23 protein-coding genes are annotated in these 24537 nt (G+C 67.6%); 4 read left to right on the top strand and 19 right to left on the bottom strand.

Annotated features, from left to right (window positions below; all coding sequences use genetic code 11):
* Positions 1-16: 16 nt before the first annotated feature.
* The 5 genes from ACWYRN_RS24965 to ACWYRN_RS24985 form a co-directional block, all read right to left on the bottom strand.
* A complete protein-coding gene (locus ACWYRN_RS24965) occupies positions 17-268 on the bottom strand; it encodes a twin-arginine translocation signal domain-containing protein (protein WP_488690473.1) in 252 nt (83 codons plus the stop codon).
* The gene (locus ACWYRN_RS24970; protein ID WP_488690474.1) at positions 261-965 is read right to left on the bottom strand and encodes a TorD/DmsD family molecular chaperone; all 705 of its coding nucleotides are present in this window, start codon (positions 963-965) and stop codon (positions 261-263) included. Before ACWYRN_RS24970 ends, ACWYRN_RS24965 begins: the two co-directional genes overlap by 8 nt.
* 123 nt (positions 966-1088) lie before the next feature.
* Positions 1089-1250, bottom strand: a complete 162-nt coding sequence (locus tag ACWYRN_RS24975) for a DUF2474 domain-containing protein (RefSeq protein ID WP_488690475.1) — start codon at positions 1248-1250, stop codon at positions 1089-1091.
* The gene (gene cydB, locus ACWYRN_RS24980) at positions 1250-2257 is read right to left on the bottom strand and encodes a cytochrome d ubiquinol oxidase subunit II (RefSeq protein WP_488690476.1); all 1008 of its coding nucleotides are present in this window, start codon (positions 2255-2257) and stop codon (positions 1250-1252) included. Before cydB ends, ACWYRN_RS24975 begins: the two co-directional genes overlap by 1 nt.
* A gap of 3 nt (positions 2258-2260) precedes the next feature.
* The gene (locus tag ACWYRN_RS24985) at positions 2261-3730 is read right to left on the bottom strand and encodes a cytochrome ubiquinol oxidase subunit I (protein ID WP_488690477.1); all 1470 of its coding nucleotides are present in this window, start codon (positions 3728-3730) and stop codon (positions 2261-2263) included.
* A gap of 230 nt (positions 3731-3960) precedes the next feature.
* Here ACWYRN_RS24985 and fnr point away from each other — a divergent pair, with 230 nt between their 5' ends.
* Positions 3961-4728, top strand: a complete 768-nt coding sequence (fnr, locus tag ACWYRN_RS24990) for a fumarate/nitrate reduction transcriptional regulator Fnr (RefSeq protein WP_488690478.1) — start codon at positions 3961-3963, stop codon at positions 4726-4728.
* A 6-nt stretch (positions 4729-4734) separates the two neighbouring features.
* On the opposite strand, the gene ACWYRN_RS24995 is transcribed toward fnr, so the two are convergent.
* The 8 genes from ACWYRN_RS24995 to ccoN form a co-directional block, all read right to left on the bottom strand.
* The gene (locus tag ACWYRN_RS24995; protein WP_488690479.1) at positions 4735-5166 is read right to left on the bottom strand and encodes a VOC family protein; all 432 of its coding nucleotides are present in this window, start codon (positions 5164-5166) and stop codon (positions 4735-4737) included.
* 231 nt (positions 5167-5397) lie between these two features.
* The gene (locus ACWYRN_RS25000; protein WP_488690480.1) at positions 5398-7245 is read right to left on the bottom strand and encodes a DUF885 domain-containing protein; all 1848 of its coding nucleotides are present in this window, start codon (positions 7243-7245) and stop codon (positions 5398-5400) included.
* A gap of 214 nt (positions 7246-7459) precedes the next feature.
* A complete protein-coding gene (locus tag ACWYRN_RS25005) occupies positions 7460-7981 on the bottom strand; it encodes a FixH family protein (protein WP_488690481.1) in 522 nt (173 codons plus the stop codon).
* A gap of 8 nt (positions 7982-7989) precedes the next feature.
* Positions 7990-9369, bottom strand: a complete 1380-nt coding sequence (gene ccoG / locus ACWYRN_RS25010) for a cytochrome c oxidase accessory protein CcoG (protein ID WP_488690482.1) — start codon at positions 9367-9369, stop codon at positions 7990-7992.
* Positions 9366-10316 carry a cytochrome-c oxidase, cbb3-type subunit III gene (gene ccoP, locus ACWYRN_RS25015; RefSeq protein WP_488690483.1) on the bottom strand — a complete coding sequence of 317 codons (951 nt, stop codon included), beginning with the start codon at positions 10314-10316 and terminating at the stop codon, positions 9366-9368. Before ccoP ends, ccoG begins: the two co-directional genes overlap by 4 nt.
* Positions 10309-10473, bottom strand: coding sequence for a cbb3-type cytochrome oxidase subunit 3 (locus tag ACWYRN_RS25020; RefSeq protein WP_229436799.1), 165 nt, complete (start codon positions 10471-10473; stop codon positions 10309-10311). Before ACWYRN_RS25020 ends, ccoP begins: the two co-directional genes overlap by 8 nt.
* Positions 10474-10482: 9 nt before the next feature.
* Positions 10483-11100, bottom strand: coding sequence for a cytochrome-c oxidase, cbb3-type subunit II (gene ccoO, locus ACWYRN_RS25025; RefSeq protein WP_488690484.1), 618 nt, complete (start codon positions 11098-11100; stop codon positions 10483-10485).
* A 16-nt stretch (positions 11101-11116) separates the two neighbouring features.
* Positions 11117-12607: a cytochrome-c oxidase, cbb3-type subunit I gene (ccoN, locus tag ACWYRN_RS25030; RefSeq protein WP_488690485.1), complete on the bottom strand. Its 1491-nt coding sequence runs from the start codon at positions 12605-12607 to the stop codon at positions 11117-11119.
* 445 nt (positions 12608-13052) lie between these two features.
* Between ccoN and ACWYRN_RS25035 the strand changes: the two genes are divergently transcribed.
* A complete protein-coding gene (locus tag ACWYRN_RS25035) occupies positions 13053-13454 on the top strand; it encodes a TraR/DksA family transcriptional regulator (RefSeq protein ID WP_488690486.1) in 402 nt (133 codons plus the stop codon).
* Between the two features lie 3 nt (positions 13455-13457).
* Here the strand turns inward: ACWYRN_RS25035 and ACWYRN_RS25040 are convergent, their stop codons facing one another.
* The 6 genes from ACWYRN_RS25040 to ACWYRN_RS25065 all read right to left on the bottom strand — a co-directional run bounded on the left by ACWYRN_RS25040 (position 13458) and on the right by ACWYRN_RS25065 (position 21542).
* Positions 13458-14903, bottom strand: a complete 1446-nt coding sequence (locus ACWYRN_RS25040; RefSeq protein WP_488690487.1) for an alpha/beta fold hydrolase — start codon at positions 14901-14903, stop codon at positions 13458-13460.
* An 87-nt stretch (positions 14904-14990) separates the two neighbouring features.
* Entirely contained in the window at positions 14991-15143 is a 153-nt protein-coding gene (gene ccoS, locus ACWYRN_RS25045) for a cbb3-type cytochrome oxidase assembly protein CcoS (protein WP_229436804.1), read from the bottom strand.
* 19 nt (positions 15144-15162) lie between these two features.
* Positions 15163-17661 (bottom strand): heavy metal translocating P-type ATPase, encoded by a 2499-nt coding sequence (locus ACWYRN_RS25050; protein ID WP_488690488.1) that lies wholly within the window; start codon positions 17659-17661, stop codon positions 15163-15165.
* Positions 17658-18404 (bottom strand): sulfite exporter TauE/SafE family protein, encoded by a 747-nt coding sequence (locus ACWYRN_RS25055; protein WP_488690489.1) that lies wholly within the window; start codon positions 18402-18404, stop codon positions 17658-17660. Before ACWYRN_RS25055 ends, ACWYRN_RS25050 begins: the two co-directional genes overlap by 4 nt.
* 4 nt (positions 18405-18408) lie before the next feature.
* Positions 18409-19863, bottom strand: a complete 1455-nt coding sequence (hemN, locus tag ACWYRN_RS25060; protein ID WP_488690490.1) for an oxygen-independent coproporphyrinogen III oxidase — start codon at positions 19861-19863, stop codon at positions 18409-18411.
* Positions 19864-19982: 119 nt separating this feature from the next.
* A complete protein-coding gene (locus ACWYRN_RS25065) occupies positions 19983-21542 on the bottom strand; it encodes a methyl-accepting chemotaxis protein (protein WP_488690491.1) in 1560 nt (519 codons plus the stop codon).
* A 149-nt stretch (positions 21543-21691) separates the two neighbouring features.
* Between ACWYRN_RS25065 and ACWYRN_RS25070 the strand changes: the two genes are divergently transcribed.
* Together ACWYRN_RS25070 and ACWYRN_RS25075 are read left to right on the top strand one after the other, a co-directional pair.
* Complete coding sequence (locus tag ACWYRN_RS25070; RefSeq protein WP_488690492.1) at positions 21692-22933, top strand: metal-dependent hydrolase; 1242 nt, start codon at positions 21692-21694, stop codon at positions 22931-22933.
* 235 nt (positions 22934-23168) lie between these two features.
* Positions 23169-24437 (top strand): sigma-54 dependent transcriptional regulator, encoded by a 1269-nt coding sequence (locus ACWYRN_RS25075; RefSeq protein ID WP_488690493.1) that lies wholly within the window; start codon positions 23169-23171, stop codon positions 24435-24437.
* Positions 24438-24537 lie beyond the last annotated feature (100 nt).

Below are 24537 nucleotides of genomic sequence, written 5' to 3' on the forward strand. Positions count from 1 at the left end.
TGGTCTCCGGGGCCGCTCACCAGTAGGCGGCGGTCTGGTAGTAACGGCGGATGTGCTCGGTTTCGTGATAGCCGCGTTTTACTTCCGGCTTGGCTGCTTCGGCGGGTTTGATCTCCGGCTTGGCTTCGGCGCCGCCGGCCACGGCCGCCAGCGCGCCCAGCGGCGCGGCTTTCAGGAAGCTGCGGCGTGCAGGATCGGGGGTAGCGGCGCCTTCCGCCGCTGCGGATACGGGTTCGCGGTCCATCGTGACATCCTTTCGATCAGTCATCGAAGCCCTCTTCCACCACAAAGGCGTCGGCTTCGATTTCCAGCAGCGCGCCGACAAAAGCGGCCACCAGGCAGTAATAGTTTGCGTCTTCAGCTTCGGCGATATCGTCCAGGCAGCGTTCGTACCAGGGCGCGATGCGCGCTTCGAAGAAGGCCTGCTGTTCGGCGTGGGAACGGCGCGCAATCATGTGGCCACCCGCGGCGCCGCCCGCGATCAGGACGCGCATGGTTTCGCACAGCGCGCCCAGGTGGTCCTCGAACTCGCCGACGCCGCGCATGCGCTTGATGCCGAAGCGCGCCAGGTCGCCGCGCAGCTCGGCCAGCGGGCTGTCGTTCATGAAGCCCGAGATGTACAGCGAGCCATAGGGATTGAGCTTGGGCGTGCCGTCGCTGACGAACAGGGCGTCGAATTCGGCGGCCACCGCATCGGCGTCCATCACGCTCGACGCCTGGACCAGCTTTTCCCAGGCCCGCTCCAGGGCCGGGTCGCCGCCTTCGGCCAGGATCGGGTCGGCCGCGCCCAGCTGGGCCAGCAATGCCGCGCCCGGAGGCGCCAGCAGCAGGCGCGCGGCCAGCGCATACAGGTCGGCCCGGGCCTGGTCTTCGCTCGACAGGGGAAGCGCCACGCCAACGGAGGAGGCGGCGCGGGCAGCGTCATTTACCTGATGGGATAGGTTTTCAGAGAATGCTGGCTGCATGGGCTGATGGTCTCCGTTATTAAATGTTCATCTAAAGTGTATTCCCTCAGCCCGCAAAGGTGCGCACGCTTGGAAATGCTTTGCATATGTCTGGACGCGCGCCACCTGCCAGGACATGCGTGTTCAGCGCATGCCGGCGGCATGCATGATGGCCCGGATCAGGGAAGCGACCAGGAACAGCGCCGCCACCCCGCCCGCCCACAGGGCCAGCATCCAGCCCAGGCGGCGCAGCCAGAGCGGCGCCGGTCGACCATGCAGGAATCGCAGGAAAGACAGGCCGCGCATCAGTGGTACCCCGCGTCGGCCTTGACCTTGCCGCGAAATACCCAGTACGACCAGACCGTGTACATCAGGATGATGGGCAGGATCAGCAGCGTGCCGACCAGCGCGAAGCCCTGGCTGGCCGGCGGCGAGGCGGCTTCCCAGATCGTGATGGTGGGCGGCACGATATGCGGCCAGATGCTGATTGCCATGCCGGTGTAGCCGAGGAAGACCAGGGCCAGCGCCGCGACGAAAGGCCAGCGGTGCGGCTTGCCCTTGAGCGAGCCGAGCAGCAGCGCGATCGACAGCAGCACCAGGATCGGCACCGGCGCCAGGAACAGGGTGTTCGGGAAGGTGAACCAGCGGTCCGCCACCGCCGGGTCGCGCAGCGGGGTCCAGATACTGACCACCACGATGGCCGCGAGCAGCATCAGGGCGAAGGGCCTGGCCACCTGCACCATGCGCGCATGCAGCTCGCCCTCGGTCTTCATGATCAGCCAGGTGCTGCCCAGCAGGGTATAGGCGATGATGACGCCGAAGCCGGCCAGGATGGGGAAAGGCGCGATCCAGTCGAGCACGCCGCCGGCATAGCTGCGGCCCGATACGGCGATGCCGTCGAGGAAGGCGCCGAGCGACACGCCCTGGAAGAAGGCGGCCGTGAACGAGCCGCCGATGAAGGCCTTGTCCCACAAGTGGCGGCGATTGTCCCTGGCCTTGAAGCGGAACTCGAAGGCCACGCCGCGGAACACCAGCCCGACCAGCATGAAGATCAGGGGCAGGTAAAGGCCCGAGAGGATGATCGAGTAGGCCACCGGGAAGGCCGCCAGCAAGCCCTCCCCGCCCAGCACCAGCCAGGTTTCGTTGCCGTCCCAGACCGGGGCCACGGTATTCATCATGGTGTCGCGCTCGCGCTTTCCCTTCACGAACGGGAACAGGATACCGATGCCGAGATCGAAACCGTCGAGCAGCACATACATGAAGACGGCGAAATAAATGATGACGGCCCAGATGACCGAGGTATCGATACCCATCCTTCAGCTCCTCTTTCCGTCGCCGCCCAGGTCCAGGCCGGCGCCGTCGCCGTCGCCGGTGCCGTCATCGTCGTTGCCGACGTCCGCCGCCGACATCGGCCGCATCGGCGTGCGGCCTTCGCCCGGCCCGCCCTCGGGCGTGCGCTGCAGCTCGAAGTGCTGCGGTCCCTTGCGCATCATGCGCAGCACGTAGATGGTGCCGGCGCCGAACACGAAGAAGTACGCCACCACGAAGATCCCCAGCGTCAGCGCCAACGCCGGCGCGCCGTGCGGCGACACCGCGTCGGCCGTGCGCAGCACGCCGTAGACCACCCAGGGCTGGCGTCCGACCTCGGTGGTGACCCAGCCGGCCAGGATGGCGACCAGGCCCGCCGGCCCCATGCACAAGGCGGCGCGCAGGAACAGCCGTTTCGTGAAGATTTGCCCTTCCCGCCGCAGCCACAGGCTCCAGGCGCCGAGCGCGATCATCAAGAGGCCCAGGCCCACCATTACGCGGAAGCTCCAGAACACGATCAGGGAGTTCGGCCGCTCGTCCTTCGGGAAATCCTTCAGGCCCGGGAACTGGCCTTCCCAGCTGTGGGTGAGGATCAGGCTGCCCAGGTGCGGCACCTCGACCGCGTAACGGGTGGTTTCGGCTTGCATGTCGGGTATGCCGAACAGCTTCAGGCCGACCGCTTCGCCCGGCGTGTTCTCCCAATGCCCCTCCATAGCCGCCAGCTTGGCCGGCTGGTGTTCAGCCGTGTTCAGGCCGTGGAAATCGCCGATCACGGCCTGGATCGGGGCCACGATCAGCAGCATCCACATCGCCATCGACAGCATCTTGCGCACCGCCGGATTGTCGCGCCGCCGCAAGAGCTGCCAGGCGCCGACCGCGCCGACGATCAGCGCCGTGGTGAGGTAGGCGGCGACCACCATGTGCATCAGGCGAAACGGGAACGAGGGATTGAAGATGATCGCCAGCCAGTCGACGGGCACCATGCGGTTGCCCTCGATGGCATAGCCCTGCGGCGTCTGCATCCAGCTGTTGGCGGCCAGGATCCAGGTGGCCGAGATCAGGGTGCCGACCGCGACCATGGCGGTGGCGACGAAATGCAGCTGCGGGCCGACGCGGTTCCAGCCGAACAGCATCACGCCGAGGAAACCGGCTTCCAGGAAAAAGGCGGTCAGCACCTCGTAGGCCAGCACCGGCCCCATGATGCTGCCGGCGAACTCGGACATGGTGCTCCAGTTGGTACCGATCTGGTAGGCCATGACGATGCCCGACACCACGCCCATGCCGAACATGACGGCGAAAATCTTCAGCCAGAAGTGGTACAGGTCGACATACACCTGGCGTTTGGTGCGCAGCCACGACAGTTCCAGCACGGCCAGGTAGCTGGCGAGACCGATGGTCACGGCCGGGAACAGGATGTGGAAGGACATCGTGAAAGCGAACTGGATGCGTGCCAGATCCAGGGCCGAAAAACCGAACATGAACGCTCCTGTGGGCTGTGGTGTTCCGAATCTAGCATGGCAGCGGGCGCGCACAATTGCCGTTTTTGCCACTTCACGCGCAAGTTGACCGCTGCATCAAGCCCCGTGTCGGCAGGCTTTTGCAGCGGTTCATCGACCCTTTCCGCAACGCAGCGTGAACCGAAAGGCTGGGTTGCAAAAGCGACCGGGACTATAATCCCGGTATTGACTGCCATCCCATTTTCCAGCCGATGACCCAGGACACCTCTTCCACCACCTCCGCCCCGATCAGCATCGGTGCGCTGAAGGCCAGCTGCAGCGCCTGCAGCATGCACCAGCTCTGCCTGCCGATGGGCCTGGAAAACGCGGACATCGACCGCCTCGACAAGATCATCGGGCGCCGCCGCAGGCTCGAAAAGGACGAGCGCCTGTATGCGATGGGCGAGCCTTTCCGCAGCCTGTACGCGGTGCGCTTCGGGCACTTCAAGACCTACCAGATCAACGCGGCCGGTGAACAGCAGATCACCGGCTTCCAGATGGCCGGCGAGCTGCTGGGCATGGATGCGATCAGCGGCGACCGTCACCATTGCGACGCGGTGGCGCTGGAAGACAGCGAGGTATGCGAGATTCCGTTCTCGCGCCTGGAAGAACTGTTCGGCGAAGTGCCGGCCCTGCTGCGCCACTTCCACCGCATCATGAGCCAGGAAATCACGCGCGAGCAGAACGTCATGCTCCTGCTGGGGAACATGCGCGCCGAGCAGCGCTTTGCCGTGTTCCTGGTGAACCTGTCGGCGCGCTATGCGGCGCGCGGCTATTCGTCGACCAGCTTTGCGCTGCGCATGTCGCGCGAGGACATCGGGAATTACCTGGGGCTGACCATCGAGAGCGTGAGCCGGCTGCTGTCGCGCTTCAAGAAGCAGGGCTGGATCGCGGTCGACAAGCGCGAGGTGACGCTGCTGGAACCGGCGCGCTTGCGGGCAATCGCGGCCGGGACCGAGCAGTGCACGCCGATGGCGTGAACTTGATTAGAACGTGACCTTCACCGACGGCGCGCTGCGTTTCGCTTCGCCGTGGAAGACGGCCTCGATGTTGTTGCCGTCGGGGTCGAGGACGAAGGCGCCGTAGTAGCCGGGGTGGTAGATGGCGCGTTCGCCGGGGGCGCCGTTGTCCTTGCCGCCGGCTTGTAACGCGGCCTGGTGGAAGGCGTCGACCATGGCGCGGCCGGCGGCCTGGAAGGCCAGGTGATGGCGGCCGGTGAGCTCGCCCTGCGCGGCGTCGCTGGTTTTCGTCGAGATGAAGAGCTCGTCGGCCCAGAAGTAATCAATGCCCTCGCCGCCCAGCGGGATGCCCAGCACCTCGAACACGGCGGTATAGAAGCGTTTCGACGCGGGCAGGTCGCGCACCACCAGTTGCAAGTGGTCGATCAGGCGTCCGCGGTGCAATTCCTGGGTTTCCATGGTGCGTCTCCTTGACAACGGTGGTGCAGGAATTATGCCGCAGTTTCGTAGGGTGGGCACTCGTGCCCACGCGGTGTCACCATGTGCGACCATGCGCCATTGTTTTATACGGCACGGATGATCAGCCGTCGTACAGCGTGGACACAGGTGCCTTGCGCGGCCCGGTCCACCCTACAAAAACCAGATAGCTACGTAGGGTGGTTCTCGAACCCACCCGACCGGACCTGAAGATTACGCCTTGGCTTTCTCCTTGGCGATCCACCCATCCACCAGCTGCCCCAGCACATCCAGCGGCACCGATCCGGCGCTCAGCACCATGTCGTGGAAGGCCGGCAGCGAGAACTTCGCGCCCAGCTCCGACTTCGCCTTGTCGCGCAGTTCGACGATGCGCAGCATGCCGATCATGTAGGCCGTGGCCTGGCCCGGCCACGCCACATAACGGTCGACCTCTTCGACATTGATGCCGTAGTCGACCGCCTGCTGGCGCGTCCAACCCTTGGTGTGCAGGCCGGTATCCACGACGAGGCGCCGTGCGCGGAACAGCTCCGAACCGAGTGCGCCGAGCAGCCCCGGCACGTCGCCCCGCTTTTCGTCTCCATACCAGCCCTGCTCCACCGCCAGCCGCTCGGTGTACAGCGCCCAGCCCTCGCTGTGCGCGCTGCCGCCGCTGAAGATGCGCTGGCTGCGGAATTTCGGGATGCCTTCCAGCTCCTGCTGGATCGCCAGCTGGAAGTGGTGGCCCGGCACCGCCTCGTGGTAGGACAGGCTGCGCATACGGATCATGTTGAAGGTCGGGCCGCGCAGCGGCACCCAGAACACGCCCGGACGGCTGCCGTCCGGCGCCGGCAGGCTGTAGTGGGCGGCGGCCGAGGCTTCGGTCAGCGGCGGTTCGCGGCGCACTTCCACCGGTGCGCGCGGCTTCAGGTTGAATAGCGACTCGCTGCGGCGCTCGGCGTCCTTCACCATCTCGGCATAGCTGGCCAGGATGGCCGGGCGCGGGTCGCCTTCGCCCTTCGGCTGGAAGGTGGCGTCGAGCGCCTTCATGCGCGCCTCGATGCTGCCCTCGTTGAAGCCGAGCGCGCGCAGGTGCTTGTCCATCTCGGCTTCGATGCGCGCCACTTCGCGCAGGCCGATGGCGTGGATCTGTTCTGCCGTCAGCTTGGTGCTGGTGTAGTTCTCGATCGCGCGGTTGTAGGCGGCCAGGCCGTTCGGCAGGCGCGAAATGCCGGCCGTGTCGTTCGTCTTCGGATGCAGCTCCGCCATGAAGGCCTGCACGCGGGCGTAGGCCGGGCGAATTTTGTCTTCGACGATCTTCGTCGCACGCGCGATCGCTGCTGTACGTGCTTCCGGACTCAGGTCCTTCAGGGCCGCGCTGCGTTGTTCCAGCGAGGTGACCAGCACGTTCTGGGCGGCAGCCGGCTTCAGGAAGGTGTCGACCTGGTACTGGGCGCGCTCCAGGATGAAGCGCGGCGGGATCATCTTCTTCGCCGTGGCGTTGTTGGCGCGGGCCAAAGCTTCGTTCATGCGCGTGCCCACCTGTTCCAGGCGCGCCAGGTAGCTGTCGACATCCGACGCGCGGCGCATCGGGTGGGTTTGCGTCATGAAGTTGACCAGGCTGACCTGGGCGCCGCTGAACTGCTGGAACACGAAGCCGTGGTCCTCGAAGGGCTCGTTGGCGACCGTGTTCGACAGCGACCAGCGCATCACCGCGGCCGAGATACGCTGGGTCTCGTCGAGCGGGCCGGCCATCCATTTGTCCAGGCGCGCGATGCCCTGCCTGGCCAGCGCGATCATCTTCTGGCGCTGGGCCGGGGTTTGCGGGGTCAATTGGCGGTCCAGCGCATCCTGCTCGGCGCCGCTGAAGTACTGGGTCGAGGTGGCGAACTGCGGGTTCTGGCGCACCCAGTCCTGGGCGAAGCCGTCGGCCCATTTGTCGAAGGCGGCGTTCGGTTTCACGGCAGCCGTGGCGGTGGCCGGGGCAGCGAGGGCCTGTTGCGGCAGCACGGCGGCGGCGATGGCGAGCGGGACGAACAGCGAGGCGATGGCGGTGCGCAGGATGCGGCGGGAGGATGCGGGCATGGATGTCTCTTCTAATTGGTCGTGCGGCGGGTTGCCGTTACGAAAATCTAACATGGAAGAGATGGCAGGGACAGTCTTTACAGTTGCGGTACGGGGTGCGGGGTGCGTAGGGTGGGCACTTGTGCCCACGCGGTCCCATCGACGGAATGACGGCGGCGTAACTCAACGGTGCTATACCGCGTGGGCACAAGTGCCTTGCGCTGCGCGGCCTACCCTACGGGGCGTCGGCGACGATGTTCAGCGCCGGCTGCTTCGCCGGACTCCAGCTGCGCGCCAGCCGCCATTCCCTGCCCTCGCCTTCGACCACCACCTGCCAGTGCGTCGGCTCCAGCCCTGTCGCATGCACGGTGAAATTGCCGTAGTCGTCGGGCCTTACCTCCAGCGTCACGTCCTTCTGCGGCTGGGTCGGATGCGCCAGGTGGATGCGAAACGGCGCCAGCATCGGCCGCCCGAAACCCAGCAAACGGCCGGACAGCGTGCCGGCCTGCGCGTCGAAACGGGCATCGAGCGCCAGTTGCAGTGCCGTCGCCGCGCGGTCGCGGCGCAGGTCCTGGTTGATGGCCTTGCCCTGCTTGTAGTAGTCGTCGACCACCATCGCGTCGGGCTGCTGCACGGCCAGCCAGACGGTGACCGCCGTGGCGATCATGACCGCCGCCGGCCCGAGCATGATGAACCAGGGCCAGCGGTGCCTGTACCAGGGCTTCACAAGCGGCTTCTTGACAGCGTGTTGCATCATTCACTCCTTCAGCGCGGCACGATAAAGGCCGCTTCTTCGCGCACAGACACCGACGAATCGTCCAGCGCCGTGACGGTGAACGCGATCCGGTGCGAACCGCCCGCGCCCGCCTCGGCGCGCACCCGCACCGGCACCGCACGCGCGCTGGCGCCGTCGAGCGCCACCACGCCGGCGCCGACGATGCGCGCACCGGGCATGCCGTCGACCGCCAGGCGATAGCTGCGCGCGTCTTCGCTTGTATTCATCAGCTGCAAGCGGTACACGTTCTCGATCTGCCCATCCTCGACTTCGCGCCCCATCGAGCCGCGGTCGCGGATCACGTCCACCTTCAGCGGCGTGCGCAGCGCCAGCGAGGTGCTCATGGCCAGGATCAGCAGGCCCAGCACCGCTGTGTAGCCCAGCACCTTCGGACGCAGCAGGCGCCGCTTCACCTCCCGCGCACCCCAGCCACGCGCCAGCGCGTTCTCGGTCGCGTAGCGGATCAGGCCGCGCGGCTTGTCCACCTTGTCCATCACGCCGTTGCAGGCGTCCACGCAGGCGGCGCAGCCGATGCATTCGTATTGCAGGCCCTGGCGGATGTCGATGCCGGTCGGGCAGACCTGCACGCACATGGTGCAGTCGATGCAGTCCCCCAGCTTGTCGCCAGCCGTGCGCGCGCCCGGACGGCGCGGTTCGCCGCGCTTGCGGTCGTAGGTGACGACCAGGGTGTCGCGGTCGAACATCGAGCTCTGGAAGCGCGCATACGGGCACATGTACTTGCATACCTGCTCGCGCATCCAGCCGGCGTTGCCGTAGGTGGCGAAGCCGTAGAACAGGACCCAGAAGCCTTCCCAGGCGCCCAGGCTGAAGTTGGCCACTTCATGTATCAGCGTGTGCACCGGCGTGAAGTAGCCGACAAAGGTAAAGCCGGTCCACAGGGCGACGGCCAGCCAGGCCGCGTGCTTGGCGCCCTTCTTCCAGATCTTCTCGAACGTCCACGGCTGGCGATCCAGGCGGATGCGGGCGCTGCGCGCGCCTTCGATTTTCCTTTCGATCCAGAGGAAGAGTTCCGTGTACACCGTCTGCGGGCAGGCGAAGCCGCACCATACCCGCCCCGCCACCGCGGTGACCAAAAACAGTCCGTAGGCGCAGATGATCAGCAGGCCCGCCAGGTAGATGAAGTCCTGCGGCCACAGCACCAGGCCGAACAGGTGGAACTTGCGCGCGCCCAGGTCGAACAGCACCGCCTGGCGCCCGTTCCACTGTAGCCAGGGCAGCCCGTAGAACACGATCTGGGTCAGCCAGACGCCGGCCCAGCGCAGGCGCGCATAGCGGCCCTTGATCTCGCGTGGGTAGATCTCCTCGCGCGCGGCGTACATCTTGACCACCGCTTCCTTCGGCACATTCATTTTGCCGCTACCTTGTCGTCGATGGGTTTCACAGGCTGCGGATTCGACAGGCTCCACACATAGGCCGCCAGCACATGCACCTTGGCTTCGCCCAGGAAGTCGCCAAAGGCGGGCATGGTGTTGGTGCGGCCCTTGCGGATGGTTTCCATAATGGTGTCGGCGCTGCCGCCGTACAGCCAGGTTTTATCGGCCAGGTTCGGCGCGCCCAGCATCGGATTGCCCTTGCCCTCGGCGCCATGGCAGGCCGCGCAGGCGCCGAACTTGGCCTTGCCGAAGGCGACCTTCACCGGGTCGGCGGTCAGGCCGGACAAATTGCGCACGTAATGGGCCACGCCTTCGATGTCCTTGTCCGAGCCGAGCGCCGCGCCCATCGCCGGCATCTGGCCGATGCGGCCGGCCATGATGGTCTGCTTGATGGTCTGGGGCTCGCCGCCATGCAGCCAGTCGGCGTCCGTCAGGTTCGGATAGCCCTTGTTGCCGCGCGCATCCGACCCGTGGCACTGGGCACAGTAGTTCAGGAACATGCGCTCGCCGATGGCGTGGGCCTGCGGGTCGGCCGCCACGGCCTTGATGTCCTGGCTGGCGTAGCGCGCGAACAGCGGGCCGAAGTCGGTATCCGCCTGTTTCAGCTCGGCCTGGTAGGCGCCGGTCGAATTCCAGCCAAGCTTGCCGCCATAGCTGCCCAGGCCCGGGAACAGCACCAGGTAGACGATGCCGAACACGATGGTGAGATAGAACAGGCCCATCCACCAGCGCGGCATCGGCGTATTCAGTTCGGTGAGGTCCTCGTCCCAGACGTGGCCGGTGGTCCTGGCGGGCTGGCCGTCGGCATCGAGTTTGACCTTGTAGCGTGACTGCGACCACAGCAAAATCGCACAGCCGGCGATCGAAGCGATGGTGATCAGCGCGACGTACCAGTTCCAGAAGCCGCTGGTGAAGTCAGACATGGTCCTTCTCCTCGTCCAGGAAGGGCAGCGCGGCCGCCTCGTCGAAGTCGCGGCTGCGGTGCAGCAGGAAGGTCCAGAGCAAAATGCCCATGAAGGTGGCGAACGAGACCACCGTCATCACGCTGCTTGCGCTGTCAAAGATGTGTGCGAGTTCCATGTCGGTTCCTCAGTTCCTAGTCTTGATTTGCGTGCCCAGGCCTTGCAGGTAGGCGATCAGGGCGTCTTGTTCGGTCTTGTTCGCCAGCTCGGCCGGCGCGTTCCTGATCTCGTCTTCGCCATAAGGCACGGCGAGCACCTGCATCGCACGCATCTTCGGCACGATCTCGGCGGGCACGAGCTTGGTCTTCGCCAGCCACGGGTAGCCGGGCATGTTCGATTCCGGCACCACGTCGCGCGGGTTGTCGAGGTGGGTGCGGTGCCATTCGTCGCTGTAGCGGCCGCCGACGCGCGCCAGGTCCGGTCCGGTGCGCTTGCTGCCCCACTGGAAGGGATGGTCATAGACGAATTCGCCGGCCACCGAATAATGGCCATAGCGTTCGGTCTCGGCGCGGAAGGGCCGGATCATCTGCGAGTGGCAGTTGTAGCAGCCTTCGCGGATGTAGATGTCGCGGCCGGCCAGGCGCAGCGGCGAATACGGCTTCAGGCCCGCCACCGGCTCGGTGGTCGACTTCTGGAAGAACAGCGGCACGATCTCGACCAGGCCGCCGAAGGAGATCACCAGGATCACCAGGCCGATCAGGAGCCAGGGATTCTTTTCGATCCATTCATGGGTAAATTTTTTCATTGTTCCGACTCCGGTTTCAGGCGTGCGTAGGCACGTGCGAGTTGGGGACGTTTGAACCGGCGGCGCAGGCCTCTGCGTGGGCATCGTGCGGCTTGTGCGGCTGCGGGATCGGCGCATCGACGTTCACCGTGCCGGCCAGGGTCTTCCAGGTGTTAAAGGCCATCATCAGCATGCCCGACAGGTAGAGCAAGCCACCTAGGAAGCGCACCGCGTAGTAGGGATAGGTCGCCTTCACGCTTTCGGCAAAGGTGTAAGTCAGCGTGCCGTCCGGGTTCACCGCGCGCCACATCAGGCCCTGCATCACGCCGGCGATCCACATTGCGGCGATGTAGAGGACGATGCCGATGGTGGCGACCCAGAAGTGGGCCTCGACCAGCTGCATGCTGAACATCTGCTTCTTGCCAGCCAGGCGCGGGATCAGGTAATAGATCGAGCCCATGGTGATGAAGCCGACCCAGCCCAGGGCGCCGGCGTGCACGTGGGCGACGGTCCAGTCGGTGTAGTGCGACAGCGAGTTGATGGTTTTAATGGACATCATCGGCCCCTCGAAGGTGGCCATGCCGTAGAACGAGAGCGAGACGATCAGGAACTTCAGGATCGGGTCCGAGCGCAGCTTGTGCCAGGCGCCGGACAGGGTCATCACGCCGTTGATCATGCCGCCCCAGGATGGCGCCAGCAGGATCAGCGAAAACACCATGCCCAGCGACTGGGTCCAGTCGGGCAGCGCTGTGTAGTGCAGGTGGTGCGGGCCGGCCCACATGTAGGTGAAGATCAGGGCCCAGAAGTGGACGATCGATAGCCGGTAGGAATACACCGGGCGTTCGGCCTGCTTCGGGATGAAGTAGTAGACCATGCCGAGATAGCCGGCGGTGAGGATGAAGCCGACCGCGTTATGGCCGTACCACCACTGGATCATGGCGTCCTGCACGCCGGCGTACACCGAGTAGGACTTGAAGGCGGACACGGGAACGACCGCGCCGTTCACGATGTGCAGCACGGCCACCGCGATGATGTAGGCGCCGAAGAACCAGTTGGCCACGTAGATGTGCTGGACCTTGCGCTTGACGATGGTGCCGAAGAAGACCACGGCGTAGGCGACCCAGACGATGGCGATCAGGATGGCGATCGGCCATTCCAGCTCGGCATACTCCTTGCCGCGCGTAAAGCCCATCGGCAGCGTGATCGCGGCCGACACCAGCACGGCTTGCCAGCCCCAGAAGGTGAAGCTGGCCAGCCTGTCGGAAAACAGGCGGACCTGGCAGGTACGCTGCACCACGTAGTAGGAAGTGGCGAACAGGCCGCAGATGCCGAAGGCGAAGATCACCGCGTTCGTGTGCAGCGGACGCAGGCGGCCGTAGGACAGCCAGGCGATGTCGAAGTTGAGCGCGGGCCAGGCCAGCTGGGCCGCGATGAAGACGCCGGCGGCCATGCCGATGACGCCCCACACGACCGTGGCGATGGCAAACTGGCGCACGATCTTGTAGTTATAGTTGAGACTGCTTTCCAAGTTACGCTCCCGAGTGGATTGACTGCGATCACAGCGGGGAGAGTAGTTTTCTGGACTTTAAAAATCCTTGATGTGAATCAAAATTCGTATGGTGGGCACCCCGTGCCCACGCGGAACGATGCGTTGAGTTAGCTCAACAAAATGCACCGCGTTATCTCTGTACAGTGGGGCAAATGATGCCGGGGCATCATTTGTGTGCCCACGCGAAAGCCTGATCTGCGTTGGCTATGTTCCTTCTGCAAACGCAGCATCCTAGAGCGCGCCGAAAAGCGCCATGCTGGCGTAACCTTATGTCGAAACGCCGCGGAGCGAATCATCGCGCGCGCCGGCCACCGGAAAGGCACGTACCCGCGTGGGCACTTCGGCTTAGAGGCCCCCGGCCTCTAAGCCCCCACCGTACGGGTGCCGCCAGCTCAATTCAAACATCTCGACAAGGAAAACCCACATGCCCATCTCGCAATCCCTCCACGAAGAAATCGCCAAACGCCTGCAGCAAGCCCGCGAGGAAGCGCTCGCCACGGTCCGCACCCGCACCGACGCCGACCCTGAGGGCAACGAACCGCCGGTGATTTCGCCGCGCGCCCACCTGGTGCAGAACGACGACGCCCCGACCGCCGAAATGATCGCCCACGACGAAGAGCACTTCGCCGAGCACGAAACGAATATCCTGCACGAGATCGACGCCGCCATCGGCCGCCTGGAGTCCGGCGGCTATGGCGTGTGCGTGTCCTGCGGCTGCGACATCCCGGAAGAACGCCTGCTGGCCACGCCCACGGTGCAGACCTGCATCCCCTGCCAGGAACGCATCGAGCAGGAAGAAGGCACGGGCCGCGGCCCGACCATGTAAACCCTAGTGCTGCCAGCGCACCTTCACCGCCTGGCACGGCGGCGGCTGCGGCCGCTTGCCGACAAAGGCGTCGATGCCCCGCTCCACGCAGGGGCTGGCGGTCCATAGCGCGAAGTGGGCGCCGTCCGCGATCGTGAAGACCTCGACCGGACCGCCTGCGCGCAGCGCGGCCACGTGCCGCAGCGCGGCGTCGTACGGCGTCTTCGCGTCGCGTTCGCCCTGGATCACCAGGGTGCGCGGCAGGCGCGGCGGCAGTGCCGCGAACATCGCGTCGCGCGGGTACAGCGGCAGGCCGGGCTCGACCAGCAGTCCCGGCAGCGGACTCGAAAACAGCAGCCCCTGCTCTTCCCGGACCACGGCGTCGCGCCCGCGGCCCGGCTGCAAATTGTTTTCCGAGCCGCTGATGATGGACACCAGCGCAATCGAAGGCGGCGACTGCGGAAAGGCGCCGAGCACCACGGCTTCGCGCTCAATTTCCCGCGTCATCTCCGCGATGCCCTCGGTCTTGCCCTCTTCCAGATCCTTGAGCAGGTAGGGAATGCGGGTGGCGGCCTCGGGCACGTCGAGGCTGGCGCCGAAGAAGCGCTTCAGGTTCTTGCCGGGCACCGCGGCCTGCAGCGCCGGGTCGGCGTCGAAGCGCGCCAGCACCCGCCGGTACACCGCCTCGGCCGGCTCGCCCAGCTGGGCATGGCAATAGTCGTAGCCATCGCACCACGCCAGCAGCTTGCGCCCGGCGGCGTCGGTGGTGAGCGAGCGCCGGCTCAGGTCCGAACTGGCGTCGTCCTGCAGGGGCACCAGCGAATCGAGCACCACGCCGTCGATGTTCGCGGCGCCCAGCGCCAGCGTGCGCAGCACCAGCTGGGTGCCGTAGGACACGCCATAGACCCAAGTCTGGCCCTTGCCCTGATGGCTGGCGATCAGGCGTTTCAGGTCGTGCGCCGCGTTCGTTTGCGAGAACTGGCGCGCGTAGGCCGGGTTCTCGTTCAGGCGCCGGAAGCAGCTGGCCCACTCGGCGCCGGCCAGTGCGGCGCCGCCGGGCGAGGCCGCCGATTCTTCGTCCGGGCACAGACGCGTGGAGAATCCCGTGCCGCGGTGGTCCGGAACCAGCAGGTCGAAGCCGGCAAAGGCCTTGCGCAGCACCGGCAACAGGCCATAGAACGAGGCGCCCGATTCGCCGGGACCGCCGGCGACCAGCCATACCTGCCCACGCGCCTGGCCGGTGGCCGGGAACTTGCGCACGAACAGCTGGACTTCGCCTGCCGGCGCGCCGGAAAGGCCCGAAGGATCGGCGGCGACGCGTTCGACGGCGCACAAACTGCCGGCCAGCGCCGGCTTGCTGGCGGCATCAATGCAGGGTGCGAAGTCGGCCGCGTGGGCGGCGCCCGTGGCAGCCAGGGATAGCCCCAGGGACAAGGTTGCCGCGCTCAGGCGGCGTTTCAGCTTGTTCATCGCGTCTCGTTTCTTGTCAAAAAACTTAGAGTAACCGCGAGGAAACTTATTGTCGAGAAAGAATGAATCTGTATGTCGTGCTAAAGGTCAGCCGGCGGGCCGGTCGTCGTCGCGCAGCAGGCGCAGGGCCGGGCCTTCGAGGTCGTCGAACTGGCCGCTGTCGGCGGCGCCGAAGAAAATCCAGAGCGCCAGCGCCACCAGCACCAGGCTCAGGGGAATCAAAAGGTACAGCGCTTCCATCTGGTCTTCCTTCCTCAGCTTATTTTCTCAACCTGAGCGCGTTCAGCACCACCAGCGCCGAACTGGCGGCCATGCCGGCCCCGGCCAGCCAGGGACTCAGCAGCCCGGTTGCCGCCAGCGGGATCGCAGCCAGGTTGTAGACGCTGGCCCAGGCCAGGTTCTGGCGGATGATGCGCAGCGTGCGGCGCGCGGTGTCGAGGGCCTCGACCAGGGGCAGCAGGCCGTCGCCGAGCAGCACACAGTCGGCGTGCAGCTGGGCCAGCGCGGCGCCGCCGCCCATCGCGAACGAGACGTCGGCGCCGCGCAGCACGGCGGCGTCGTTGATGCCGTCGCCGACCATCGCCACCGTGGCGCCCTGCGCCTGCAGTTCGCGCACGAAGTCCAGCTTCTGCTGCGGCAGCTGGTCGCCGGCCGCCAGGCGGATGCCCAGCTGTGCAGCCACCTGCTGGGCCGCGCGCGACTCGTCGCCGGAGAGCAGGACCACGGTCTTGCCGGCGGCCTCGACACGGCGCACGACCGCGAGCGCCTCGGGGCGCAGGCCGTCGGCGATGTCGAAGCGCGCCAGCCAAGCGCCCTGTTTGCCGAGCCAGACCGCGCTGCCCTGCGCGTCGGGCGCCGCCGGCATGCGGCGGCCGGCCAGCGCCGCCACGAAGGCCGCGCTGCCGAGCCGGTAGCGCACGCCATCGACCTCGCCCTCGATCCCCTGCCCGACCGTGTGCACGACGTCGCGTGCCTGGCTGGCCGCGTCGGCCGGTTCGGCTGGGTCGGCGGTGTCGGCGGCGGTATCGGCAGCTTCAGCCGCGGCGGCGCGGATCGCCTTCGCCAGCGGATGCGCGCTGCCGGCTTCGAGGGCGGCGGCAATCGCCAGCGCCTGCGGCCCGCGCTCGCGCGGGGCGCCGAAGCTGCGGGCCTCGCGCACCACGGTCCGGCCCAGGGTCAGGGTGCCGGTCTTGTCGAACACGACGTGGGTGGCGCGCTCCAGCGTTTCCAGTGCGTGCGGCTGCACGGCCAATACGCCGCGCCGCAGCAGGCGGTCGGTGGCCGCGGCCAGCGCGGTCGGCGTGGCCAGCGACAGCGCGCACGGGCAGGTCACGACCAGCACCGCGATCGCCGCCGGCCAGGCGCGGGATGGGTCGATCAGTTGCCAGGCCAGGAACACGGCTGCGGTCAGCACCAGCAGCGCCGCCACCGACCAGGCGGCAACGCGGTCAGCCCACAGGGCCAGCGCCGGCTTGCCCTGCCCGGCCTTGTCGACCAGGCGCACCAGCAGCGCCAGGGTGCTGTCGCGCGCCGCCGCCTGCACCCGCAGCAGCACGGCCTGGGTCACGTTGACGGCGCCGCCGGGCAGCATGTCGCCCGGCCCCATGCGCCGCGCCCGGCTTTCGCCGGTCAGCAGCGACAGGTCGGCCTCGGTCTCGCCCTCGACGATCGTGCCGTCGGCCGGCGCCGCCGCGCCGGGCGCGACCAGCACCACGTCGCCCGGCTGCAGGCTGGCCGCCGCCACCAGCTCGGTGGCGCGCTCCAGCGGATAGCCTGGCATGCGCTGGCTTGAAGCCGGCATGCCGTCCTGCAGCGCCTCCAGCGCGCGGGTGGCGCGGCGGCGGGCGCCCAGCTCCAGGTAGCGGCTGGCCAGCAGCAGGAAGATGAACATCGTGATCGAGTCGAACCAGACCTCGCCCCGCCCCTGGACCAGGGCCACGGTGCTGCCGGTGAAGGCAGCGCCGATGCCGAGCGCCACCGGCACGTCCATGCCCGGCAGGCCGCGGCGCAGGTCGCGCCAGGCGCCGCCAAAGAAAGGCAGGGCCGAATACAGCAGGGCCGGCAGGGTCAGCACAAAGGAGGCCCAGCCCATCAGCGCCGTCATGTCGGCATCCATGGTGCCATCGTCCGCCAGGTAGACCGGCACCGCGTACATCATCACCTGCATCATCGCCAGCCCGGCCACGAACAGCTGGCGGAACAGCTTGCGGCGCGCGCGCTCGAGCTGCTCGCCGTGGCGCTCCCTGTCGTAGGGATAGGCGGTATAGCCGATGGCGCGCAGCGCGCGCAGGATGTCGCTCACCTTGCAGATGGCCGGGTCCCAGCGCACCTGCAGGCGCTCGGTACTGACGTTCAGCAGGCTTTCCTGTACGCCGGGCAGCGCATTCACGCGGCGTTCGATCAGCCAGACGCAGGCGGCGCAGCGGATGCCCTCGACCGTGAAGCTGCCTTCGCCGGTGTTGTCCGCCGCGTCGAACAGCGCCAGCCCGGGCGCGGCGTTGCCGTCGACGGTGGCGCCGTAGCCGTCGCGGGTGTCGTAGTAATCGCCGCAGCCGGCGTCGACGATGGTTTGCGCCGCCGCCGCGCAGCCCGGGCAGCACATGGCGCGTTCGACGCCGCCGACCGCGGCGCGCCAGGGGCTGTTTTCAGGCAGCGGCAGGCCGCAGTGGAAGCAGCCGCCGGCGCGGTCGTCGGATGGGGATCGGCTCACTGCACTGACGTCGCCCTCCACTGCCCTGCCCTCGCTGCGGTCCTTCATGGCGCAAGGCACACGAGGTGCAGCCAGCTCGGCGGCAATCCGCCCGCCGCACGCAGCAGGCCGGTTACGCCAAAGCCCAGCACCAGCAAGCCGCAGGCGATGCGCACCGCCGGCAGGCGCAGCCAGCCGCGCAGGCGGGCGCCCAGCAGGCCGAGCGCCAGCATCATCGGCAGCGTGCCCAGGCCGAAGGCAAGCATGGTCAGCGCGCCCGAGACGACCGAGCCGCTCAGCATCGCCGTGACCAGCACGCTGTAGACCATGGCGCAGGGCAGCCAGCCCCACAGGGCGCCGGCCGCGAACATGCGGCCCGGCGTGTCGGGCGGGCCGATGCGGGCCAGTTGCGGGCGCAGGCGGCGCCACACCAGCTGCCCCGCCCGTTCGATGTGGGCGATGCCGCTCCAGGCGTTCATCAGGTGCAGGCCAAGCGCGACCAGCATCGCATTCGCCAGCCAGTAGGCGCCGGCCTGCAGCTGCGGCAGCGCGGACAGGGTGCCTGCGCCCTGGGCCACGCCGCCGGCCACGGCGCCGGCCGTCATGTAGCTGGCGATGCGCCCGGCGTTGTAGGCGGCGACGTGCAGGCTGGCGCGGTCGGCGACGGCCGGGCGCAGCGCCATCACCGCCACGCCTGCGCGCGTACGGGGCGGCGTCAAGGACAATGCACCGACGATCCCGCCGCACATGGCGCCGCAGTGGACGCTGCCGAGCAGGCCCACCACGAACACCGGGAACAGGCTGAGGCTCATCTCGTCAGACAGTCCGCGAGTAGCGCGGCACGGCCGGCTGCAGTGCAGACGGCGCCGCCAGGTAGCGGTCGAACACCATGCAGACGTTGCGGATCAAAAGGCGCCCGCGCGCCGTCACCGAGATCCAGTCGCCCTCGATGCTCACCAGGCCGTCGTATTCGAGCTGGCGCAGGGCCACCAGTTCCTCTGCAAAATACTGGCCAAAGGCGATCGGGAAGGCCAGCTCGATGGCCGACATCGACAGCTCGAACTGGCACATCAGCTTGCCGATCACGGTGCGGCGCAGCAGGTCGTCCATGCCGAGGGCGATGCCGCGCACCACCGGCAATTCGTTGTTGTCGAGCGCCTCGTAATAGTCTTCCAGGGTCTTGGCGTTCTGGCTGTAGGTGGCGCCGACCGCGCTGATGGCCGACACGCCGCAGGAAATCAGGTCGGTGTCGGCATGGGTCGAGTAACCCTGGAAGTTGCGGTGCAGGCGGCCCTGGCGCTGGGCGATGGCGAGGTCGTCGCCGGGTTTCGCGAAGTGGTCCATGCCGATGTAGACGTAGCCGGCCCCAGTCAGGCGCTCGATGCACAGGGCCAGCATGGCCAGCTTCTCGGTGGACGACGGCATGTCGGCCTCGAGGATGCGCCGCTGCGGCTTGAACACGTGCGGCAGGTGGGCATAGTGGTAGATCGAGATGCGGTCCGGGCTGGCGGCGATCACCTTTTCGATGGTGGCGGTCATGGTCGCCAGGTTCTGTTTCGGCAGGCCGTAGATCAGATCGATGCTGATCGAACGGAAGCCGGCCTCGCGCGCGGCGGCGATGATGGCGCGCGTCTCGCTTTCGGGCTGGACGCGGTTGACCGCCTTTTGCACCGCCGGATGGAAGTCCTGCACGCCCAGGCTGATGCGGTTGAAGCCCTGGCGGCGCAGGCCGTGCACGCGCTCGCTGGTAACGGTGCGCGGGTCGACTTCGATCGAATATTCGCCGACGTCGTCGGGCGCGAAGCGGAAGCTGCGGCGCAGGTGGGCCATCAGTTCGCCCATCTGCCCGTCGCTCAGGTAGGTCGGCGTGCCGCCGCCGAAGTGCAGCTGCTCGACTTCGTTGATGCCGGCGAAAAGCGCGGCCTGCATCGCGATCTCGCGCTTCAGGTAGCCGAGGTAGGTGGCGGCCTTCTCGCGGTGTTTGGTGACGATCTTGTTGCAGGCGCAGTAGTAGCAGACCGTGTCGCAGAACGGGATGTGCAGGTAGAGCGAGAGCGGGCGCGCGCCGCCGCGGGTGCGCACCGAGGCCACCGCGTGCAGGTAGTCGCGGTAGGCGAAGCCCTCGCCGAAGCGGTCGGCGGTCGGGTAGGATGTGTAGCGCGGACCGTTCTTGCCGAGGCGCCCGACCAGTTCGGGGTCGAAGTCGACGGTCCGGGCCACGGGGGGCGCAGCGCGGCGCAGCGCGCTGACGGGGATGTGCTGGTGAAGCATGGGGAGACTCCTGCTGCCTGCCGGCCGCGGGCTGCGGCTCGGCTCGATTAGGGGAGTCTATTGATTAACCTCAGCTAAATCCTTGACGCACATCAAGTAGACCACATTGCTGTGGACGGTCACGCGGCTCGCCCGGCGCCCAGCCTGAACACCGACAAAGCCTGTCCCAGCTGCGCCGCTTCTTCCGCCACGCTTGCCGAGGCGCTGGCCGATTCTTCCACCAGCGCCGCGTTCTGGCGCGTGATCGCGTCGAGCGCGGCCATGGCGGCGCTCACCTCGGCGATGCCGCCGCCCTGGGCCCGGCTGGCGAGCGTGATGTCGTGCATGATGGCCGCCGCCTGCTGGACCGAAGCGACAACGTCGCGCATGGTCCGGCTGGCTTCGCCCACCAGCGCGTCGCCTTGCCCGACCTTGTGTACCGAATCGTCGATCAGCGCCTTGATTTCCTTGGCGGCGCCGGCCGAGCGCTGGGCCAGGCTGCGCACTTCGCCGGCAACGACGGCGAAGCCGCGCCCCTGCTCGCCGGCGCGCGCCGCTTCCACCGCCGCGTTCAGGGCCAGGATATTGGTCTGGAAGGCGATGCCGTCGATCAGGCCGATGATATCGACGATGCGCGTGGCCGAGGTGCTGATCTGGCCCATGGTGCCGCCGACCCGCTCGACGGCCGCGCCGCCGTCCCCGGCCACGCCGGCCGCCGCGCCGACCAGGGCGTCGGCGCGCTGGGCGCTGTCGGCGTTGCGGGTGGCGGCGGCGGCGATCTGGCCGAGGCTGGCGGCGGTCGCTTCCAGGCTGGCGGCCTGGGCCTCGGTGCGGCCGGCCAGGTCGCCGTTACCGGTGGCGATGGCGCGCGTGGCGCGTTCGATCGACCCGACGTTGCTGCGCACGTCGCCGACGATCGCGCGCAGGTTGATGTTCATCTGGCGCAGCGCCAGCAGCAAATGCCCGAGCTCGTCGTCGGCGCCGGCCTGGCAGGGCTGCGACAGGTCGCCGCCGGCCAGTGCGTGCACGGCGCGGGTGGCCGCGCGCAGCGGCGCGACCAGGCTGCGCTGCAGCTGGACCCAGGCGGCCAGGGTGCCCAGCACGCCGAGACCGGCCGCCACGCGCAGGGCTCCGCCGTCGGCGGCGGCGCCCAGCACGGCCAGCAGCAGGGCCTGCGCGCCCATGACCAGGCCGAGCCGGCGTCCCAGCGTGAGCCGGCGCAGCGCGCCCAGGCGCGCCGGCAAGCCGGTCTTCACGGCGCGCCCGCCGCGGATCGCCAGCCTACCCGGCGTGCCGGAGCGCAAGCGCGCATACAGGGCCTCGGCGGCGGCGGCCTGTTCGGGCGTGGGCGCGGTGCGCACCGACATGTAGCCCGACACGGCGCCGTTCTCGCGCACCGGCACCACGTTCGCGACCACCCAATAGAAATCGCCGTTCTTGCGGCGGTTCTTGACCATCCCGGTCCAGGGCCGGCCGGCCTGCAAGGTCTGCCACAAGTCGGCAAACGCCTCGGGCGGCATGTCGGGGTGGCGTACGATGTTGTGGGCCTTGCCGAGCAGCTCGGCTTCGGAAAAGCCGCTCACCTCGACGAAGCTCGGGTTCACATAGGTAATCCGGCCCTTGGTGTCGGTCGTGGACACGATCGACTGGCCTGCCTGCATGTGGTATTCGATGCCGGTAATGGGCAGGTTGGTACGCATGATGCTCCTTTGTTGCCTTGGTGCAATATAAAACGGCGATTGTACGATACCTGCGCCGGGGTCCGGCCGAAACTTGCCGCTTTAGCCAGAAGAAACCGTTGCGCCGTGACACTTGCGCGACGCCATGGCGCGGATGTTAATATTGCCTGATGGACAATCTCACCCACTCCCTGGCCGGCCTCGCCCTCGGCGAACTGACCCACCGCCTGCTGCCCGTCGAACCTGATCCACAGCGCGCCAGTACGCGGCGGCGCCTGTTGCTGGTCAGCGCGGCAGTGGCCAGCAACTTCCCCGACCTCGACCTGGTCCTGACCGGGCTGGCGCCGGAACCGCTGGGCTACCTGCTGCACCACCGCGGCCACACGCACACGCTGCTTTACGCCCTGCCCCAGGCGCTGCTGATGCTGGCCGCGATCTGGCTGCTGTGGCCGGCGGCGCGCCATCTGCTGCGCACGAACGGGGCGGCGCGGCTCGGCTTGGCCGCCACCACCGTGCTCGGCCTGCTGCTGCACCTGGGCATGGACGCGATGAACGTGTATGGCGTGCATCCGTTCGCGCCCTTCGATCCGCGCTGGTTCTATGGCGACATGGTCTTCATCGTCGAGCCGGTGTTCTGGCTGGCGCTCGGCACGCCGCTGGCGGCCCACGTGGCGCGGCCCTGGCTGCGCCGGACTTTCCTGGCGCTGCTGCTGGCCGTGCCGCTGCTGTTCACCCTGGCCGGCTTCCTGCAGTGGGGTTCGCTCGCCGGCCTGGCCGCCATCTGGCTGCTGGCCCTGGTGCTGACGCGGCGCCGCAGCGAGCGTACGGCGCTGGTGGCGGGCGTGGCGACCGTGCTCGGCTTCGTGCTGGTCCAGGCCTGGAGCGCCGGCCTGGCGCGCGAGCAGGTGGCGGCCAGCCTGCGCCGCGGCGATCCCTCGGTGCGCATCTTCGACACCGCCCTGTCGGCGTTTCCCGCCAATCCGCTGTGCTGGACGGTGGTGAGCGTGTCGGGCGACGGTGGCGGCGACGGCTACCGGGTCCGGCGCGGCGTGCTGAGCCTGGCGCCCGGCGTCACGCCGGTGGCGGCCTGTCCGTTCAAGATCCATGGCGAATACGTGGCCAGGGACGGGGACCAGACTGCCAGCGGCCTGGCCTGGGCCTGGGAAGAAAGCGGCTCGCGCGCGCGCCTGCGGGCGCTGCGGGCCGCCGATTGCCGCGTCGACGCCTGGCTGCGCTTTGCGCGCACGCCCTCCTTGGCCGACGGCCATGCCACCGACGTGCGCTACGGCCCGCACGGCAGCCACAACTTCTCGACCCTGCCGTATGACAAGCAGGCGCAGGCAGGGCTGCCCTGCCCGTCGCCGCTGCCGCGCTGGGGCTATCCGCGTGCCGACCTGCTCGGACTGCAATAGAAAACGGCGCCGGTCAAGTCCGTATATTGTTGAGTTGCTAACGCAGCACGCATAATTCAATTGTCACCAGTACAACTAGATGAATGCGGTATCCTTGGATCTGGAACATGCCAATATCAAAATGACATGTGCCGGCGCCCGCATCGACGCGGGGCCGGCAGACCGGATTTCAGGAGAATGGATGACGCCGAAACGATTGCTTTGCATTGCCCCTGACAGCCCTGATGCAGCCGCCATGCTGCGCGAAGCCATGCCCGACTGGGAAATTTGCAGCGTCGGCAGCCTGGACGAAGCCAGGGCCGAACTGCGCCAGGAAGCGTATCTCGTCGGTCTGCTGATGCACGTGATCGGATCGAAACCGCACCTGGAAATCGACCGTTTCCTGCGCCAGCACAGCGCGGTGCAGTGGGTGGGCGTGTTCCGCGCCGAAACGCTGGCGGCGCCCGCCTGCCGCGACCTGGTGGCCGACTACCTGTGCGACTACCACACGGCGCCGGTCGACCTGCAGCGCCTGGCCTACACGCTCGGCCACGTGCACGGGCATGCCCAGCTGCGCCGCCCGCGTCCCCGCCCTGCCAGCCCGGCATCGAGCCTGATCGGCAGTTGCGACGCCATGCAGCGCCTGCGCGGCCAGGTCGAGCGCGTGGCCAAGGTCGATGCGCCGGTGCTGATCTGGGGCGAAAGCGGCAGCGGCAAGGAACTCACGGCCCAGGCCATCCACCGCCAGTCGCTGCGCAGCACCGGCCCGCTGGTGCCGATCAACTGCGGGGCGATCGCGCCCAACCTGATCCACTCGGAACTGTTCGGCTACGAGCGCGGCGCATTCACCGGTGCCGCGCGCGACAAGGTCGGCCTGATCGAATCGGCCAACGGCGGCACCCTGTTCCTGGACGAGATCGGCGACCTGCCGAAGGATTTGCAGGCCAATTTCCTGCGCTTCTTGCAGGAAAAAACCATTATCCGGCTCGGCGCCACGCGCGCCATTCCTGTCGACGTGCGCGTGATCTCGGCCTCGCACGTGAACCTGCAGCAGGCGGTAGCGCGCGGCGACTTCCGCGAGGATTTGTATTACCGACTCTCGGTGCTGCCGGTGACGGTACCGCCGCTGCGCGAACGGCGCGACGACCTGGTGGAACTGGCCGAACACTTCTTCCACCAGCACGCGGCCGACAAGGCGCCCGGCCTGAAAGGCTTCAGCAGCCGCGCGCTGAGCGCGATCGCGGCACATCACTGGCCGGGCAACGTGCGCGAGCTGATCAACCGCGTGCGGCGCGCGATGGTGATGGCCGACGGCAAGTGGATCGAACCCGACGACCTCGACCTGGCAATGCCGTCGCCACCCATCGAAGCCGTGCTCGACGATGCGCGCTGCAGCTCGGAGCGCCTGGCGATCCGCGCCTGCCTCGACCGCAGCGGCCAGAACGTGAGCCGCGCCGCGCGCGACCTCGGCATCTCGCGGACCACGATGTACCGGCTGCTGGCCAAGCACAATATGCGGCCCTGAACCCGTCCGTACCGCCCACCCGGGGCGCTGAAACGTTGTTTCTTATCTGAATGCCGGCCCTTGCCGGCATCCGTTTTCTGGTCCTACCTCCGGCCTGTCA

The sequence above is a fragment of the Massilia sp. BAP21 genome (assembly GCF_057801335.1).